Source organism: Cypionkella psychrotolerans, from assembly GCF_001294535.1.
Lineage (GTDB): Bacteria > Pseudomonadota > Alphaproteobacteria > Rhodobacterales > Rhodobacteraceae > Cypionkella > Cypionkella psychrotolerans.
The window spans coordinates 129,573-146,438 of the sequence record NZ_LGIC01000088.1; the positions used below are offsets into that span (position 1 = coordinate 129,573).

Consider the following 16,866-nt stretch of genomic DNA (forward strand, 5'->3'; position numbering starts at 1 on the left):
GCGCAGCCCACCGCGCGATATAAAAGGACGCTACGATGAAAGCTCTGATCTATACCGAAAAAGGCAAGATGGCGCTGCAAGATCGGCCCAAGCCGGAAATCATCGCCCCCACCGATGCAATCGTGCGCGTGACCAAGACCACGATCTGCGGCACCGATCTGCATATCATCAAGGGCGATGTGCCCACCTGCGCGCCGGGGCGGATTCTGGGTCATGAAGGCGTTGGCGTCATTGATCAGGTCGGACCAGCCGTGACATCCTTCAAGAAGGGCGACCATGTGCTGATCTCTTGCATCAGTGCTTGCGGGAAATGCGACTATTGCCGCCGCCAGATGTACTCGCATTGCACCACCGGCGGCTGGATCTTGGGCAACAAGATCGACGGCACGCAGGCCGAGTTTGTCCGCACGCCCCATGCCGACCTTAGCCTTTACCACATTCCCAAAGGGGCTGATGAGGAAGCGCTGGTGATGCTGAGTGACATTCTGCCCACAGGTTTTGAATGTGGCGTGCTGAATGGCAAGGTGGCCCCGGGTTCTGCGGTGGCGATCATCGGCGCTGGGCCGATCGGGCTCGCCGCTTTGCTGACCGCGCAATTCTATTCGCCCGGCCAGATCATCATGATTGACCTGGACGACAACCGCTTGGAGGTTGCCAAAAATTTTGGTGCGACCTCGACCATCAACAGCGCCGATGGCAAGGCGGTAGCGGCGGTGATGGCGCTGACCGAGGGGCGCGGCGCGGATACAGTGATCGAAGCGGTGGGTATCCCCGCCACGTTTGAGCTGTGTCAGGACCTGATCGCCCCCGGTGGCATCATCGCCAACATCGGCGTGCATGGCAAAAAGGTCGATCTGCATTTGGAAACCCTGTGGGATCGCAACATCGCCATCACCACCCGTCTGGTCGATACCGCGACGATCCCGATGCTGTTCAAAACGGTGGCGGCCAAAAAGATCGATCCGACTCTGCTGATCACCCACCATTTCAAACTGGCGGATATTCTGGAGGCCTATGCCACCTTCGGCAATGCCGCCAAGACCAAGGCGCTGAAGGTGATCATTACAAACTGATCAACTATGCCATGGCGGGCTGTCGCCTCAGCGTAGCAACAGCCCGTCCTGATCCAAATACGTCTTGTCGAAATCGGCCAAAGCCACCAGCCCATCAAAATCATCGAACGTCACACGGCCTTTTTGAAGGGTAAGAAGCCCTTTCTCACGCAACTGGCGCAATACGCGGTTCACCTGCACGGCACTTAGCCCCAGCGCATCGGCCAGCATGTATTGCGAAAGCGGGCAATCGTAACCATTTTTAGTCGCCAATCCCATTCGTTTCATACGCGCGCCAAACTCCAGCAGGTAATGCGCGGTACGTTCCAGCGCAGCTCTCCGCCCGATGCCGACCAGGTGTTCAACCGCCATCGCCTCGTCGCGCGAGGCCGCCCACAACACGGCGGTCGCCAAACGCGGGTGTTGGCAAAGGCGTCTAGCAGGTCGGCTGCAATCACCTCCGATGCTTCGACCGGCGTGAACGGCTCAATATTCCGGTCAGCGGCGCGAAACAAACCGAGCGCAGGCCGAGAAAATCACCCGGTATCTGGAAATCGACAATCTGGCGGTCGCCATCGGGCGTATTTTATGCGAGCAAACCCACCCCTTGGCCAAGATGTAGGCTGCCTGATCGACCTGCCCCTGATGCACCAGATCAACCCCGGTCACAAATCGGCGACGGCGTTGGTGCAGGCGCTCAAGCGTGCTCAGGCCTTCATTTGACAACACGACGAAAGCCGCAAGTTTGCGCGCAAGGGGGCTGGTTTTGATCATTGGTTAGGTCTCATCCGAGCTCTGAGGCAGACTCTCACATTTTGTCCATTTAAGCGTCCCATTTTGACGGTTGAAGCGCGCGGCAAAGCTGATGTTGATCAGTCCGCAATAAATTAATTCTGTCAGATTGAAGGAAGTGCCCGCATCCTTGGCGTCCCTGTCCGGGGCAGCGCAACATTGGAAAGATAATCTCAGATGGCCCAACCGAACGATGTTTCCGGCACTGCAGCGCTTGCTATATGCGAATCCCTGCTGCTGGCCCTGAATGACCGCAATATCCTGCCGGAATCCGAGATCATCGGCATCCTGAAAGACGCAGCGGCGGCACATCATCACGCGCCAAAAGGCGAGAATGGCATCTCTGAATTGCACGCTGCCGTCGCCAATTTGATCAACGGCATCCTTGCCGGCGGCAATTCGGTGCGCAGACGCTAGCGGCCAGCCGCCTCACACAGCAAGTAAACCGATAAACCGCGCACCGACCCGCGCACGCAGATCTTGCGGTTCAACTTCCAGCGCCTGCGCCATGGCGCGCAGGTGTTGGCGGGTGGAGTGCAACTGGTCGATCAACTCGATCACCACAGCCAAAGCATCGCCTTCCAGATCGAAATGCTCGGCAAGATCACACAGCAGAGCAAGACGCGCCACATCGACGGCGCGAAACATTGCACCTTCGGGCGAGGGGTGAGCGGCAATAAGCCCCTCTGCCAGAAACACATCAAGTTGGGAATGTGACAGACTTGGTACAGCGGCGAGGGTTTGAGTTTCGCTGAAATATTGCGTTTCGTTGAAATACTCGATCATTCTGCTGCCTCCTGCATCATCGCCTTGCGCGGATCATTGGCATGGCTCTTGCGCCATTCAGCCAGAAAATCGGAAAGTGCGGCGTCAATGGCGGGCGGCGTCACGATGCGCAATTCGATCAGCGCATCCCCTGCAGGACCGCTCGCGCGCGCAACGCCGCGCCCGCGCAGGCGCAGGATACGCCCGCTGTTTGCTCCCTTGGGAATGTTCACACTGACGGGCCCGTCGATGGTCGGCGCGGTAACTTTGCCGCCCAAGACAGCCTCATCTATGGTGATCGGCAGCGTGATCAGAATGTCATCGCCCTCCCGCCGGAACACCGGATGCGGGCGGATTTGCACTGTGACAAGCGCGTCCCCCGCAGGGCCGCCGTCATAGCCCGCGCCGCCGCGCCCACGCAGCCGCAGGCTTTGGCCGTCTTGCATGCCTTTGGGGATACGCACCTCAAGATTGCCGCCTTCGGGTAGGCTGATCCGGGTCTTGCTGCCAAGCACCGCATCCAGAAACGCCACCTCCAACGAATAACGCAGATCCGGGCCGGGTTGCGGGTAACCGCCATCACCGCCACGGGCGCGCTGCCGCAGGATATGGGCGAAAATATCAGATGGATCGCCGAAATCGCCAAAGCCCGAAGTTGGCCCCGACCTTTGGCCAAACCCTTGTCCCCCCGCATCGGCATGATCTCGGTAATACGTGCGGGGCGGACGCTCCGCCCCGGTCGCATCAATCTCGCCCGCATCAAACCGGGCGCGCAGTGCCGGGTCCTTCAGTAGATCATGCGCTGCAGTGATCACCTTGAACCGCGCCTCGGCCCCGGCATCATCGGGGTGCAGATCAGGGTGCGACGTGCGCACCAGCTTGCGGTAAGCCTTCTTGATCTCCGCCGCCGAGGCGGATTTGCTCAGACCAAGGGCAGAATACGGATCGTCGCTCATCTGGTCCCCGAAACGGAATTTTGCCTGAGCCTACAACAGTTCCAGCGATGCACCTTGACCCAGATCAGCCTGGGCCCCAAACGGGCCTGCATCTTTGACAAGCCAGTGCGAAGCCACGTCCGTAGCTTGTAAGGTGCGTACACCGGGCGGATAAGAAATGAATAAGGGGTCAGCTATTTCGAGCTAACCCCTTGATTTTTCGGCTCCGGCGGTAGGGATCGGGGTCAATTTTTAAACGCCGTAACACATTGAAATATATAGGGAGAAGCTTTGTCTGTCCGTGGGTTTATGCCACAGTATGATGGAATACTTTTAGGCCCACTAATTCGGTCTGGCAATTCCGTTTACGGGACAGTTCGATGAGTCCGTCAGGGGAAAGGAAATACCAACCTCGGGCTAGTTCTTGCAGAGACGGATGCGCACTCACGGAGCGCGCCGTCATCCCGCAACGTGGTGCAAAACGCCAAACCTTGGAGACCATGGGGCGGTGTTCATATTTCTCCACCACGCCACAGAATGAGCGCACCCGCGATTTCCTCAGCAAGGTATTGCAGCATTGGTCGCGCCAAATTTTTGCGATTTCGAATGAAATGATGTGCCGCAACAGCGCGTAAACGACGAAGGTTTTTCTGTCGCGCGTGTTGGTGCGGACGCGCGCGCGCGACGATGGTGGTCTGGTTGGCCGCAAACGGCTTCTCCGAGGTCCGAAATGGGACCTTAGGAACTGTCGAACTTTTAGCGTGGCTATTCATAAGTTTTTTTCATAGCACTGCACCAACTCCATGGCGCTGTGTTAGTCATGGCCCAAGATTATTTCCAGTAGGCAGCCCGAATGACAGAACTCTCCGCCTTTGGCCCCGACTTTCCCTTTGCCTATGACCAATGGTTGGCCCACCCAGCGGGCCTCGGCAAGATCCCCGCAAACCGTCACGGCGAAAACGTCGCAATCATTGGCGCAGGGGCGGCGGGCGTCACGGCTGGGCATGAGCTGATGAAGCTGGGCCTGCGCCCGATCCTGTATGAATCGGGGAAATTCGGGGGCCGCCTGCGCTCCGAAATCTTTGAAAGCACCGAAGACGTTATCGCCGAACTGGGCGGGATGCGCTTTCCGGTGTCGTCCAAGGCCTTTTATCATTACGTTGACCTCGTCGGCTGCGAAAGCGCGCCCTTTCCAAATCCGCTGACCGAGGCCGCAGGCTCGACCGTCATTGATCTGGAGGGGGAAACGCTGTTCGCCCGCACGCTTGCGGATCTGCCAGAGCTCTACCGCGAGGTCGCGCAGGCCTATGATGCGGCGCTGCAAGAGGGCGCGCGCTTTTCCGATCTACAAGCCGCGATGAAGGCAAAGGATGCCAAGCGCGTCAAGGAAATCTGGGATCCGCTTGTTGCGGTCTGGGATGAACGGACCTTCTATGATTTCATCACCTCATCCAAATCCTTCGGCGCCTTGTCATTTCGCCACCGAGAGGTCTTTGGTCAGGTTGGTTTTGGCACTGGCGGCTGGGACAGTGATTTCCCGAATTCAATGCTGGAAATCCTGCGCGTCAACCTTTGCGGGCTGGACGACAATCAGCGCTATATCAAGGGCGGTGTCGAGACGGTTTTGCAGCGGCTGTGGCGGCAATCCGCCGCTTGCGCGCATTGGCCTGAGGGCACAACACTGGCCGGGCTGAATGGTGGCGCGACACGGGCGCGCGCGGTCAAAATCGCCCGTGATCCTTCCGGGGCGATTGCGGTGACCGATTGCTGGGGGCGCAAGGATCTCTACGATGCCGTGCTGGTGACCTGTCAAAGCCACCTGTTGACCACCTCGATCGAGACGGACGAGTCCCTTTTTGCGCAACCTTTGTGGATGGCGCTCGACCGCACGCGGTATATGCAAGCGGCCAAGACCTTTGTTATGGTGGACCGGCCGTTCTGGAACGACATCAGCCCCGAGACCGGCCGCCCGCTTTTGTCGATGACGCTGACCGACCGTATCACCCGCGGCACTTATTTCTTCGACAACGGCCCCGACAGGCCCGCAGTGATCTGCCTGTCCTACAGTTGGATGACGGATGCGCTGAAGGTGCTGCCGCACGGTGCGGAAAAGCGGGTCAAGCTGGCGCTTTCGGCGCTCGGGCAGACCTATCCAAACATCGATATCGCCAGCCATATCCGCGGCAATCCGATTTGTGTCAGCTGGGAGGCGGACGAGAATTTTCTCGGTGCGTTCAAAGGCGCGCTGCCCGGTCATTACCGCTATAATCACCGCATGTATGGGCATTTTGTCCAGGATGACCTGCCCGCGCAGCAACGCGGCATCTTTTTGGCGGGCGATGGCATCAGCTGGACGCCGGCCTGGGTCGAGGGCGCCGTGCAGACGGCGTTGAATGCTGTCTGGGGGATCATGCACCATTTCGGCGGCACATCTTCAGAGGCAAACTGCGGACCCGGGGATGTCTATGCGGATCTGGGGCCCATTTCACTGGACTAGAGTTAGGACTTTGGTAACGGGCATATCACTCATCCCCATCGATCTTGATCGGTCGCGCTATGGAGCGCTGCAACAACGGTTTGAGGCGGCCAGATGAGCTTCGCTTTCTTGGCTAAAATGCTGTATTAACAGTGAAATTCAGGAATTCAATGCAAAGATCGAACGCTTGGAACTTGTCGTTGCGAACACAGATACACTGAGCTAATGGGATGAACTGCCTTGCTACCCAACCGCAGCTATCGTTGCGCAGATCGGTTTCAGAGAAAAGAGTAGTCCGATGGACATCACCGTTCTTGGGATTGCTCTGGTCAAGCCTGTCTGCAGCCTGGCGTGCACCATTCTGTCAAAGACGTTGGTAGCGGGTATGGTAATAATCGAGACAACCGAAGGATCCGACGGATGAATGAACAAGACGAGCGGCCGGTTGCTTTGATCGCTGGGGGGGCTGGCGGCATGGGGAGTGCTATCTCCGCGACATTTGCCCGACAGGGCTATCGGGTCGCAATCGCGGATTTGGCCTCGACAGCGCTTGATCAAGCTATTCTCCGGCTTGGCACTGACACCCGGAGCGCGCTTGCGGTGTCGCTCAATCTGCGCCAACCGGGGTCTTGTGAAGATGCAGTCTCGCAAGTGATCGCTTGGGCGGGCAGGGTGGATGTGCTGGTCAATGCTGCGGGTGTCTGGCGCGAAGGCGATGCGGTCAACGTGACGGAAGCCGATTGGGATCTGGTGATGGACGTGAACCTGAAGGGCGCGTTCTTTCTGATCCAAGCTGTTTTGCCGCATCTGCAGGCGGGCGCATCAATCATTAATATTGCATCGGATGCAGGCTTGGTTGGCAATGCGGGGGCCGCGCTCTATTGCGCATCGAAAGGCGGGCTGGTGCTTTTGACAAAGGCGCTAGCGCTGGAGTTGGCACCGCAGCAAATCCGGGTGAATGCGGTATGTCCGGGCGATGTTGCAACCCCGATGATCGAATTCCAGGCTCAGCAATATGGCATGGGCGATCCAGAGGGCTACAAACGCCGGTTGCTGTCGCATTATCCGCAGGGTGCAGCGGCACGATTCATTACCGCTGATGAAGTAGCGCGGTTTGTTGCCTATCTTTGTGCGCCGGAAGCCGCCCCTATTACCGGTGCGGCGTTGTCGATGGATTTTGGCGTCACGGCTGGGTATTAAGCGATGGCGGGAGATCTGATGACTGCCGTGATTACTGGCGCCGGGGCTTTGGATGGCATTGGCATGGCGTGCGCGCGCGGGCTTGTTGCCGAAGGCTTTGACGTGCATCTGGTGGCAACCAGCGACAGAATTTTGGATCGGGCGGCCGAATTGCGGTCCGAGGGACATCGCGCCACTGGGCATCTTTGCGACTTGACCGATGGCGCGGCGGTGTTGCGCCTGCGCCAAGCAACTGGGCCTGCAACAGTCTTGGTGAACAACGCTGGAATGGGAAATCAGAGCCAGCCAGCTTTGCAGCGATTGTTCGTCGATCTCGCGGAAGCCGACTGGGATCGCGGCATTTCGGTCACCCTGAAGACGACCTTCCTTGCCACCCGTGCCTATCTGCCCGACATGATCGCGTCAGGTTATGGCCGCGTGGTGAATGTGGCTTCGGTGACCGGCCCCTGCGTCGCCAATCCGGGCGAAACGGCCTATTCGGCGGCAAAGGCGGGCATGGTCGGCCTGACAAAGGCTTTGGCGTTGGAGGCGGGTCCGCATGGTGTGACAGTCAATGCCGTGGCCCCCGGATGGATCGAAACCGGCGCGTCTACGCAAGACGAGCGGCGGGCGGCGACCGCCACGCCGCCTGGCCGCGCGGGACGGCCCGAAGAGGTTGCCGCGGCCGTGGTTTTTCTGGCATCTGCCAAGGCAAGTTACATCAATGGCGCCATGCTGGTGGTAGATGGCGGCAACATTTTGCAAGAGCGCAAGGCCTAGGCGGTGCTGGTGCATATTTTCTAGGCATCGATGCTGATTTTGCGGCGCGGCAAGCGGTTCGGCCCGCCAGTGCGCTTGCCGGAGGCTTCTCGGCTGTTGTAAGATGACTGACAAAAATGTGGTCACCGGGGTAGGGGCGCAATGCTGACGACCAAACCGCTGCGGTCAAAGAAGAAAATGGCCGAGCAGGTGCGCGACGCGGTCAGCGACTATATCCGCGAACATGGGCTGAAAGCCGGGGATCGGATTCCCACCGAGGCCGAGTTATGCGCGGCGTTTGGGGTGTCGCGTCCTTCCGTCCGCGAGGCGTTGCGGCTTTTGGAACAGGAAAGGCTTGTCGTCACCGCGCATGGACGCGGGCGATTTGTCACCGCAGTTGCGGCCCTGAATGTGGCGCGCCCGATCACTGTGTTTGAAAGCATCACCAAGATGTTGGCAGCGTTGGGCTATGCGGCCAATACCCGGGTGCTTTCTGCCAAGACCATACTTGCCGCGTCTGACCCTTTGGCGGCGGTCGCGCTTGGCCTGCAACCGGGCGCGCAGATCTTTGTGCTTGAACGGCTGCGCGAGGCCGGAGGGCAGGTTCTGGTCTATTCCATTGATGTGATACCGCAGGCGCTGCTTGGCGAGTTGCCGGGTGGGATGGAGTTGGAAGGCTCGGTCAATGAGTTTCTGGCCAGTGCTGACCAAAAACCGGTGATGTCGAGTGCCAATGTCGCGGCGGTGTTCCTGCCGGAAGGCGTGTTGAGCGGGCCTGCGGTCACCGAGCCGTGGTTGCTGGTTTCGGAGACCTGCCTGTCCGAGATTGGCACCCCGGTGCTTTACGCCCGGGATTATCACCGCGGGTCGCTGATTTCATTTAATTTCTCGCGCCAATAGGCGTGACGGCCCGATAGCGGCGCGACCCGGTTCAGTGCAGCACTTGCTGCAGGAACGCCTTTGTCCGCTCGCTTTTCGGCGCGGTGAAGAAGGTGGAGGGCGGACCTTGTTCCACGATCCGGCCTGCATCCATGAAAATCACCCGATCCGCGACTTGGCGGGCAAAGCCCATCTCATGCGTCACCACCGCCATCGTCATGCCTTCTTCGGCAAGCGTCACCATCACGTCGAGGACTTCCTTGACCATTTCCGGGTCCAGCGCCGAGGTCGGCTCGTCAAACAGCATCACCTCGGGCTGCATCGCCACGGCGCGGGCGATGGCGACGCGCTGTTGCTGGCCCCCCGAAAGCTGGGCGGGGTATTTCAAAGCCTGTTCGGGGATGCGCACTTTCGAGAGGTAATGCATCGCGCGGTCCCGCGCCTCTGCCGCAGACAAGCCGCGCACCAAGCGCAAAGGAAGGGCGCAGTTTTCCAGCACCGTCAGATGCGGAAACAGGTTGAACTGCTGGAACACCATACCGACCTTGCGGCGAATATCCTCGACCACCTGCTGATCCCGGTTCAGCGTGATGCCCGCCACCTTGATCTGACCGTTCTGGAAGCCTTCCAATGCGTTGATCGTGCGGATCAGCGTGGATTTGCCAGAGCCAGAAGGGCCGCAGATCACCAGTCTTTCGCCCTGCGCAATCGTCAAGTTGATGTCATGCAGCACTTGCAGGCTGCCATACCATTTGTTCAAGCCGGTGATTTCAATGGTCGGGGCGGCGGTTTCGGCTGCCGGGGCTTTTGCAAAGGTCATCGCGTTGCCGCCTTGTTGAAATGGGTCTCAATGCGTTTTTGCGCCAATTCCAGCACGATCGACATCAGCCAGTAGATCAGCGAAGCCGTCACCATCATTTCGATATGGCGGAATTCGGTCTGGCCTTGGGTGCGCGCCAGATACATCAGCTCCCACACTCCGACGACAGAGACGAGCGAGCTGTCTTTCAGCATCGAGATAAACTGGTTGCCGGTCGGCGGAATGATCACCCGCATGGATTGCGGCAGGATGATCCGGGTCATCACCGAGGTGGGCCGCATGCCGAGGGCGCGGGCGGCCTCCCACTGGCCCTTGGGAATGCTTTCGATCCCGGCGCGGAAAATCTCGGTCATATAGGCACCATAGCACAGCGACAGCGCCGCGATCCCGGTCGGCACCGCATCGACGACGTAGCCCAGTTGCGGCAGGCCCAGATAGATCATGTAAATCTGCATCAGCAGCGGCAGGCCGCGAAACAGCGAGGTGTAAAAGTGCGCGATGCCCTGCGCGATGCCGTTGGAGGACAGTTTCGCCACCGCCCCCATCAGCGCCAATACCGTGGCGATGGCGATCGACACTGCCGAGATATACAGTGTGGTCACCAGACCTTGGGTGATCAGAAAGCCGATCTTGCGCTGAATGAAGGCAAAGCTGAGATCAAAGGAATAGAAGAACAGCAAGATCAGGGCTGCCAATTCTCCCCAGACCAGCCAGACCTGCTGGCGCAGCGGCAGCCGCATCACCACGAAGATGTTAAAGCCAACCAGCACTGTCACAAAGGCGGCGGTCAACAGGTTCAGCGGGTTGCCCTCGGCCCAGGGTGCCATACCCAGAACCAGCCGCCCGATGGCGCTGTTGCCCGCCTGAAACCACCATAAGCCGCCAAAGATCGCGGTCAGCAGCGGCACGAACACCGTTGGCCGGGTCAACATCGGGGGATAGTCGATATTGTCTCTGAAATGCATCTCGCTTAGCCTTTGCGTTCGCGCCAGGCATCCATTGCCTGATACCGCCAATACGTCAGTTGCACCGCCGCCATGCCGACGATGCCGCCGGTCCACTCCAGCCCGAACGGGGCAAAGCTGCGGTAGCGCTCGGATTGGCCAAGGATGCCCTCGGCAACCACACGGCCACCGATTGCGGTGGCGTTCATGCCATGGCCGCCAAACGCCGTGCAGTGCCATAGACCAGAGGGTAGCTTGCCGATCTGTGGCATCCGGTGGCGGGCGTAGGACATCAGCCCGGTCCAAACCGTGTCGATTTCCAGCCCGGCAAGCTGCGGATAGGTATCGGTCATGGTTTGGTGCAGAAGCTTGCCCAGATCGCGCGGCTCGGTGGTGCGGGTGGTGATCTTGCCGCCCCACAACACGCGCTTGCCATCATCGACCAGCCGATAATAATCGCCAGCCCGGCGGTCATCGCCGATGGCCGAGCGGGTGTGGATGGCGCTGGCGATCAGTTCGGGGGCTGCGCGGCTGATCATCACATAGGTGGCAATCGGCAGGAAGGCGCGGTGCAGGTCAGGCACCAGCCGGTCGGTATAGCCGCCAGTGGTGACAACCACCTCGCGCGCCGAAATCCGGCCCTGCGGGGTGGTGACGGTCCAGCCGCCTTTGGCCGCCTCGATCTTGTCAGCGCTGGTGGTTTCATAGATCACCGCACCTGCCGCCTCTGCCGCGCGGGCGACGCCAAGGCAATAGGCCAGCGGATCAAAATGGAAGGCGTTCTGATCATGCAGCGCCTGATGGTAGCGCGGCGAGCTTAGATGTTCGGCAAGTGCTGCGCGATCCAGATGTGCCACCTGATAGTCAAATTCCCGCGCCAGCCAGTCGCGGTGATCTGCAAGACCCCGGCCTGCATTATAGCGCACAGCACCAAGGATGCCGGGGCAGGGGTTGGCGGCGGTGATGCCAAGCGCGCGGATATTGTCAGCCACGATCTGCACGCCTTCTACCGACATGCGAAACAGATCTTTCGCGGCAGCCGCGCCGACGCGGGCGGCGATGCCTTCATAGCCGAGCGAGAAACCGGGGCTGCAAAATCCGCCGTTACGCCCCGATGCGCCCCAGCCAATGCGGCGGGCCTCGACCACAGCCACCTGACGCCCGGCCTTGGCCAGATGATACGCCGTGGTCAGTCCGGCAAGCCCGCCACCGATGATGCAGACATCGGTTTCAATCCGCTGGTTCAGGGCAGGTTGGAGCGGAATGTCGGAAGGGGCTTGGCGGCGATACCAGACATCAGCGTAATCGGTCGAAGGCGTTGTGATCATTGCGGTCTCTTGGGAATACACGGGTCTGGGCGGGGATGAAGAACGGCGCGCGGGGTCTGCTGCGCGCCGTTCGTGGATTATTTGCTGTAGTCTTTGCCATACCATTTGGTGGTCAACTGACCCAAAGTGCCATCGGCTTTCATCGCATCAATCGTCGCGCCAATTTTGGCGGTCCAGTCCGCATCGCCCTTGTCGGCGACAATCGCCAGCGGCTCGCGGAAGGCGTAATCGCCCGGCAGAATCTTGATCGGATAGCCGTTCTTGATCGCACCCAGAACGGTCTGCTCGCCTGCAATTACCGCATCAACCCGCACGCCATCGCCCAGACGCAGATCGTCAAACGGCAGCATCGAATCGGCGTAGGTTTTCACCTCGCCGGGTTCCAGCCAGTATTCGACAGGTGCCACGCCCGGCGCGTCGATCACCAGACTGCGGTTGACGTATTCTTCCGAAGTGGTCGCGGTTTCGACGCCGATCTTCTTGCCATTCAGCTGTTTCGGATCGGTAACTTTGCTGTCGGCATTCACCGCGAAAACATAGGGCGTGTAATAATAGATCGCGGCGAAATCCAGAACCTCTGAGCGTGGCTTGGTCGGCGTGATCGAGCCCACGGCCACATCCCAACGTCCGCCCCAACGCCCGCCGGTCATCACGCCCCATTCCGGAGTGTCGAATTCCGCCGTCACGCCAAGCCGCTTGGCAATCTCGTTGGCGACATCAATGTCAAAGCCGACAAGCTGGTTGCTGTCATCAAGATAGCTTTGCGGAGGCCAGCCAGCATTGGTGGCCACCTTCAGCACTTTGGTCGAATCGACCCGGTCCAGCGTTTCCCCTGCAAAGACGGCAGGGGCCATCAACACGGCGGCAAGCGCGCCGATCAAAGCCAGTTTCATCTCAGTCTCCTCCTCGTGAAATTTCTGCGGACTCCCGCAGCCTCGGCTTCAGTGGACACATGTTGTCATACGTCTGTCAACATTGATCTGGCGGCGGGTCATAGCGCCCGCAGGGTCTGGGGAAAGCCACCGACATGGCCGCAAGTCCGCGCCGCGGAATCGCGTCCAGAGGCGAGGCAAGCGGCGAGAGGTTGCGCGCGTTTCCACGCCGAAAGAAAGCTCGCGATAAAAGTATCACCTGCCCCAGTGGTATCCACGACAGACGGCAAAGCGCGAATACCGGTTGCCACCACATCGCCGCCGTCGCTGGCCATGCTGCCCATCGCGCCACAGGTCACCACCGCCACCCGACAGCCCAAGCCAAGCAATCGCTGCAATGCCGCCCGCGCCAAAACCTCGGATGGGCCGACGGATTCAAAGCCGATCTCCAGCCCGGAGGCATCGGGATTGACGGCAACGTCCTGCGAGAAACTCACGCCACTTGCCGCCAGCACCTGACGCAGCGCGGCCGCGCCTTTGAACCAGCCGATATGGATGTGATCCATCTCCGCCAGCGCCGAAATATCCTGCGGCGTTGGGTAGTAAAGCGCCGAGGTGCCGAATTCTTCAAAGCCGATGATCCGCTCCCCCGTCGTATCGACATCAATGTTAGTATAGGCAGTGGGCGCGTCCAACTCTTGCAGATGACGCACGTTGACGCTGTTGTCGATCAGCGCTTCGCGGGTCCAACGTCCGGCCTGATCCCGGCCCACCGCGCCGAAATAACTGCAATGCTCACCCGCCAGCGCCAGTTGCACCGCGACATTGATCGCATTGCCGCCCACCGTCGCCTGCGCCAGCGGCAGATAGCGGTCAATGCAATTGTCGCCCAAACTGGCAAAGCGGGGAGATATTTGGGTCATGGCAGGCTCCCCTCACTGGCCTTAATAGGCGACGCGCTTGTAGTAGCGCCGGGTCACCAGCGGGTGATTGCGCATCACCTCCAGATGGGCCGAGAGCCGCTCCAGGATCGTTGCCATGAAAGCCGGAGAAAGCAGCGCCCGCAAGCGGGGAGAGGTCGCTTCGGGCACGAAGTCTGCGGTGTCGAGCACGGTGAAATGGTCGGTATATTGCGGCGCAAAGCTGGCCACCCGATCAGCCAACGCGCCCGCTTCATCCTCGCCGCGCAGCAGGATCAGGCTGACGCTTTTGTCGATCAGCTCCAGCGGGCCGTGGAAGAAATCGGCGGCATGGACCGGGCGGGTGCGGATCCATTGCATCTCTTCCAGAATGCAGGTCGCGTAGTAGTTGGTGGCTGGCCACATGTTTCCGGCGGCGGTGAACATATGGTAATCGGCCCTGGCGATGATGCGGGCGAAGTCATCGGCCTTCGGCTCAAAGCCGCGTTTGGTGGCCAAAAGTGCTTGCGGCAGGCCCTGCATCTCGGCCAGCACCGCGTCGTAATCGTCGATCTCAGCCCGGGCTTTCATGACTGAAAGCGCCACCAGCAGCGCCTGAATGTAGAACGATTCGCTGGAGGTATCATCCGCCGCAAAGTTCACCAAGGCCGGATTGCCGCCCAGACCCAGCGGGGTGTCGGCATGACCGATCAGGGTGATCACCTGCGCGCCAATCTGTTTCAGCTGGTTCAGCATCGCCACGCTTTCCTTGGTGGTGCCGGACAGCGACGGCATGATAACGATCGAACGCGCCGTCAGATTGCGATTGCCGGACACCAGCAGTTCTGCGGGGTAGTCGCGGAACACCGGAAAGCCCGAGTTGCGCTGCAAAAGCTGGATGGCGGGTTCCATCAGGTAAGCAACACCGCCGGTGCCGAGAAAGAACAGATTCTCCGCCCCCGCGGCAATCGCCGCAGAGATCGCGGCGTCGATGCGAGGGGCAAGGGCCACGGCGCCCTGCTGGATGTTCAGAAAGCGGGTTTCGTCGAAATTGAGCATGGCTGGTCCTGCTGATGCTGCCCCAACGGGGCTGTTTCATGTTGTCTTACAACAATGTTGTCTGACAACATGAAACACCAACAAATTAGTCTGTCAACGGGAAAGGCCGCCCAGATTTACCAACGGATGAGGCTTGAAGGCGGCGAGCGCGCCAGCTTGTACGCACCGTAGAGCAAGTGCTGTTTGGTGCTTTATATCTGTTCAAGGTCAGCATCGTCCGCAACCGACCCAATGCGAACGGTTAGAAGTTGCTGCTGCGGACCAACATGGGGCCTGGAATTATGATTAAGTAGCCAAACAGCAATAGCCCCAATGGGTTTCATCTCAACCCCAACCCACTGCCGAACTGGAACAGGTGACGTGCCATGACGAAGATCGACCTTGATGCCGTGACTGCGACGCTTGATAAGCTGCCAAAGCTCTATTCCGGCCCGGGTGGTGTGGCGGGGGTGATGCTGGATGGCAAGGTGATTGCTGCCCGCGCGTGGGGGTATGTGAATGTTGATACCGCGCAGCCGATGACCATCGGCACGCGGCTGCCGATCTGCTCGATCTCCAAGCAATTCACCTGTCAGGTGCTTTTGGCCACTCTGGGCGAGCCTGCTAGGCTGGATGGCAAAGTGTCTGCGTTCTTGCCGCAGTTCACCGGACCACTGCCAACTGTCAAACAGATGTGCGACAACCAGTCTGGCCTGCGCGATTATTGGGCCTTGACGGTCTTGCAGGGCGCTTTTGCCGAACAGCCGTTCCGGCGCGAGGATGCGCTGCCGCTGATCGCGCGGATGAAGACCGGGCATTTCCCGCCCGGCACGCAATACTCCTACTGCAATTGCAACTTCCGCATCTTGTCCGAGATGCTTGAGGCCGAAACCGGCTTGGCGCTGGATGTGCTTTACAAGCAGCACATCTGGGGTCCGGCACAGATGAAAACCGCCGTGCTGACCGCCGACACCAGCCGCCCAGAAGACGGGGTGGTCGGCTATGAGGGCAGCGACGCGACCGGGTTTTTCCCCGCCGAGAATGCAATCTATTGGGTGGGTGATGCGGGGATTTCCGCCTCGCTCTCGGACATGCTTGCCTATGAGGCTTGGATTGATGCCACACGCGACGATGAAAACAGTCTTTATCGCCGAGTTTCGGCCCCCCCATGTTTCGCGGATGGTACGCCCGCCGCTTATGGCTACGGGCTTTCGCGTGAAATGATCGCCGGGCTTGAGTTCAGCGGTCATGGCGGGGCCTTGCGCGGGTTCCGGGTGCATCGATTAAATGCCCGCACGGCGCGGTTGTCAGTGGTGGTGATATTCAACCACGAGGCCGATGCCCATGGCGCGGCAGAAGCTTTGGTTCAGGCGGCGATGGCCCAAAATCCTCCGGCAGAGCCGCCGTTGCCCGATGGCTGGGATGGCCAGTGGATCGGTCCCAATGGGCTTCTCACGCGCTTGGAATGTGGACGCAACTTTGCCAAATTACGCCATGCCAGCGGGGTCGAGCGACTCACGCTGGCCGCGGACGGCGCGCTGTCTTCGCCGGGGGCGGTGCTTGCGCGCGGGGCGACGGGCGTGACTCTGACGCGCCCGAAGGACAACACCGAAGCCATGTTAACGCCTTTGGCGGTTCTCGACAGCGCCAACGCAGCCGAGATTGCCGGGCACTACCATTCGCCCGAGTTGGACGCCTCGATGGAAATTGAGGCACGGGATGGTGCTGCTTATGCGCGGTTCACTGGCCTGCTGGGCAGCGGACGGATGGAGCGGATGGCACCCGCAGGCCTTGATGTGTGGACAGTTGCCACCCGCCGTTCCATGGACGCGCCCGCACCGGGTGACTGGACGATGGTGATACAGCGAGATGCCAAAGGTGGGGTTGGCGGGCTCACTTTAGGCTGCTGGCTAGCCCGTGAAGTGGCCTATCTACGTGTCTGAGCAAATTTGATTATCCCGATGTCGCAAGCCTCTGGCGCAGGGATGGCTGTACGTTCGAGTTTGCAACATTGCATATCGCAAGAAGGCGGTGCTGATGCCGATATTGCGATGTCTATGACGTGTCAAAACGCGTCCTCTTGAGCGATTCTGGCCTATTCCTGCGGTCCTTTGCGAAATGCTATAGG

15 protein-coding genes and 1 pseudogene are annotated in these 16,866 nt (G+C 59.8%); 7 read left to right on the forward strand and 9 right to left on the reverse strand.

All coding sequences use genetic code 11. The features are described 5' to 3' along the window. Window positions 1-35 precede the first annotated feature (35 nt). Window positions 36-1,073 (forward strand): zinc-dependent alcohol dehydrogenase family protein, encoded by a 1,038-nt coding sequence (locus tag AKV04_RS23155; RefSeq protein WP_054008773.1) that lies wholly within the window; start codon window positions 36-38, stop codon window positions 1,071-1,073. Window positions 1,074-1,100: 27 nt separating this feature from the next. Here the strand turns inward: AKV04_RS23155 and AKV04_RS23160 are convergent. Further along, a pseudogene (locus tag AKV04_RS23160) lies at window positions 1,101-1,826 on the reverse strand (Crp/Fnr family transcriptional regulator). A gap of 195 nt (window positions 1,827-2,021) precedes the next feature. Here AKV04_RS23160 and AKV04_RS23165 point away from each other — a divergent pair. Beyond that, a complete protein-coding gene (locus AKV04_RS23165; RefSeq protein WP_054008774.1) occupies window positions 2,022-2,261 on the forward strand; it encodes a hypothetical protein in 240 nt (79 codons plus the stop codon). A 12-nt stretch (window positions 2,262-2,273) separates the two neighbouring features. On the opposite strand, the gene AKV04_RS23170 is transcribed toward AKV04_RS23165, so the two are convergent. Together AKV04_RS23170 and AKV04_RS23175 are read right to left on the reverse strand one after the other, a co-directional pair. Continuing rightward, window positions 2,274-2,630, reverse strand: a complete 357-nt coding sequence (locus AKV04_RS23170; RefSeq protein ID WP_054008775.1) for a hypothetical protein — start codon at window positions 2,628-2,630, stop codon at window positions 2,274-2,276. Beyond that, entirely contained in the window at window positions 2,627-3,565 is a 939-nt protein-coding gene (locus tag AKV04_RS23175) for a DnaJ C-terminal domain-containing protein (RefSeq protein ID WP_054008776.1), read from the reverse strand. Before AKV04_RS23175 ends, AKV04_RS23170 begins: the two co-directional genes overlap by 4 nt. An 832-nt stretch (window positions 3,566-4,397) precedes the next feature. Here AKV04_RS23175 and AKV04_RS23180 point away from each other — a divergent pair. The 4 genes from AKV04_RS23180 to AKV04_RS23195 all read left to right on the forward strand — a co-directional run bounded on the left by AKV04_RS23180 (window position 4,398) and on the right by AKV04_RS23195 (window position 8,858). After that, the gene (locus AKV04_RS23180) at window positions 4,398-6,041 is read left to right on the forward strand and encodes a flavin monoamine oxidase family protein (RefSeq protein WP_054008777.1); all 1,644 of its coding nucleotides are present in this window, start codon (window positions 4,398-4,400) and stop codon (window positions 6,039-6,041) included. Window positions 6,042-6,440: 399 nt separating this feature from the next. Continuing rightward, window positions 6,441-7,220, forward strand: a complete 780-nt coding sequence (locus AKV04_RS23185) for an SDR family NAD(P)-dependent oxidoreductase (protein ID WP_054008778.1) — start codon at window positions 6,441-6,443, stop codon at window positions 7,218-7,220. An 18-nt stretch (window positions 7,221-7,238) separates the two neighbouring features. Next, window positions 7,239-7,979 carry an SDR family NAD(P)-dependent oxidoreductase gene (locus tag AKV04_RS23190; protein WP_202905674.1) on the forward strand — a complete coding sequence of 247 codons (741 nt, stop codon included), beginning with the start codon at window positions 7,239-7,241 and terminating at the stop codon, window positions 7,977-7,979. Window positions 7,980-8,120: 141 nt separating this feature from the next. Beyond that, entirely contained in the window at window positions 8,121-8,858 is a 738-nt protein-coding gene (locus tag AKV04_RS23195) for a GntR family transcriptional regulator (RefSeq protein WP_054008780.1), read from the forward strand. Window positions 8,859-8,889: 31 nt separating this feature from the next. On the opposite strand, the gene AKV04_RS23200 is transcribed toward AKV04_RS23195, so the two are convergent. The 6 genes from AKV04_RS23200 to AKV04_RS23225 all read right to left on the reverse strand — a co-directional run bounded on the left by AKV04_RS23200 (window position 8,890) and on the right by AKV04_RS23225 (window position 14,759). After that, window positions 8,890-9,657, reverse strand: coding sequence for an amino acid ABC transporter ATP-binding protein (locus tag AKV04_RS23200; RefSeq protein ID WP_054008781.1), 768 nt, complete (start codon window positions 9,655-9,657; stop codon window positions 8,890-8,892). Next, window positions 9,654-10,622 carry an amino acid ABC transporter permease gene (locus AKV04_RS23205; protein ID WP_082351815.1) on the reverse strand — a complete coding sequence of 323 codons (969 nt, stop codon included), beginning with the start codon at window positions 10,620-10,622 and terminating at the stop codon, window positions 9,654-9,656. Before AKV04_RS23205 ends, AKV04_RS23200 begins: the two co-directional genes overlap by 4 nt. A 5-nt stretch (window positions 10,623-10,627) precedes the next feature. Further along, a complete protein-coding gene (locus tag AKV04_RS23210; protein WP_082351816.1) occupies window positions 10,628-11,929 on the reverse strand; it encodes an NAD(P)/FAD-dependent oxidoreductase in 1,302 nt (433 codons plus the stop codon). 77 nt (window positions 11,930-12,006) lie between these two features. Then, window positions 12,007-12,822: a transporter substrate-binding domain-containing protein gene (locus AKV04_RS23215; protein WP_054008782.1), complete on the reverse strand. Its 816-nt coding sequence runs from the start codon at window positions 12,820-12,822 to the stop codon at window positions 12,007-12,009. A gap of 98 nt (window positions 12,823-12,920) precedes the next feature. Next, window positions 12,921-13,724 (reverse strand): PfkB family carbohydrate kinase, encoded by an 804-nt coding sequence (locus AKV04_RS23220; protein WP_054008783.1) that lies wholly within the window; start codon window positions 13,722-13,724, stop codon window positions 12,921-12,923. 21 nt (window positions 13,725-13,745) lie between these two features. Beyond that, a complete protein-coding gene (locus AKV04_RS23225) occupies window positions 13,746-14,759 on the reverse strand; it encodes an SIS domain-containing protein (RefSeq protein WP_054008784.1) in 1,014 nt (337 codons plus the stop codon). Between the two features lie 365 nt (window positions 14,760-15,124). On the opposite strand from AKV04_RS23225, the gene AKV04_RS23230 reads away from it, so the two are divergent. After that, on the forward strand, window positions 15,125-16,681 hold the full coding sequence (locus AKV04_RS23230) for a D-aminopeptidase (RefSeq protein WP_054008785.1): 1,557 nt from the start codon (window positions 15,125-15,127) through the stop codon (window positions 16,679-16,681). The last annotated feature ends 185 nt before the right edge of the window (window positions 16,682-16,866 follow it).

Coding starts and splice junctions, on each gene's coding strand:
- AKV04_RS23155 (WP_054008773.1), top strand. CDS start 36: ATGAAAGCTCTGATCTATACCGAAAAAGGCAAGATGGCGCTGCAAGAT.
- AKV04_RS23165 (WP_054008774.1), top strand. CDS start 2,022: ATGGCCCAACCGAACGATGTTTCCGGCACTGCAGCGCTTGCTATATGC.
- AKV04_RS23170 (WP_054008775.1), bottom strand. CDS start 2,630: ATGATCGAGTATTTCAACGAAACGCAATATTTCAGCGAAACTCAAACC.
- AKV04_RS23175 (WP_054008776.1), bottom strand. CDS start 3,565: ATGAGCGACGATCCGTATTCTGCCCTTGGTCTGAGCAAATCCGCCTCG.
- AKV04_RS23180 (WP_054008777.1), top strand. CDS start 4,398: ATGACAGAACTCTCCGCCTTTGGCCCCGACTTTCCCTTTGCCTATGAC.
- AKV04_RS23185 (WP_054008778.1), top strand. CDS start 6,441: ATGAATGAACAAGACGAGCGGCCGGTTGCTTTGATCGCTGGGGGGGCT.
- AKV04_RS23190 (WP_202905674.1), top strand. CDS start 7,239: ATGACTGCCGTGATTACTGGCGCCGGGGCTTTGGATGGCATTGGCATG.
- AKV04_RS23195 (WP_054008780.1), top strand. CDS start 8,121: ATGCTGACGACCAAACCGCTGCGGTCAAAGAAGAAAATGGCCGAGCAG.
- AKV04_RS23200 (WP_054008781.1), bottom strand. CDS start 9,657: ATGACCTTTGCAAAAGCCCCGGCAGCCGAAACCGCCGCCCCGACCATT.
- AKV04_RS23205 (WP_082351815.1), bottom strand. CDS start 10,622: ATGCATTTCAGAGACAATATCGACTATCCCCCGATGTTGACCCGGCCA.
- AKV04_RS23210 (WP_082351816.1), bottom strand. CDS start 11,929: ATGATCACAACGCCTTCGACCGATTACGCTGATGTCTGGTATCGCCGC.
- AKV04_RS23215 (WP_054008782.1), bottom strand. CDS start 12,822: ATGAAACTGGCTTTGATCGGCGCGCTTGCCGCCGTGTTGATGGCCCCT.
- AKV04_RS23220 (WP_054008783.1), bottom strand. CDS start 13,724: ATGACCCAAATATCTCCCCGCTTTGCCAGTTTGGGCGACAATTGCATT.
- AKV04_RS23225 (WP_054008784.1), bottom strand. CDS start 14,759: ATGCTCAATTTCGACGAAACCCGCTTTCTGAACATCCAGCAGGGCGCC.
- AKV04_RS23230 (WP_054008785.1), top strand. CDS start 15,125: ATGACGAAGATCGACCTTGATGCCGTGACTGCGACGCTTGATAAGCTG.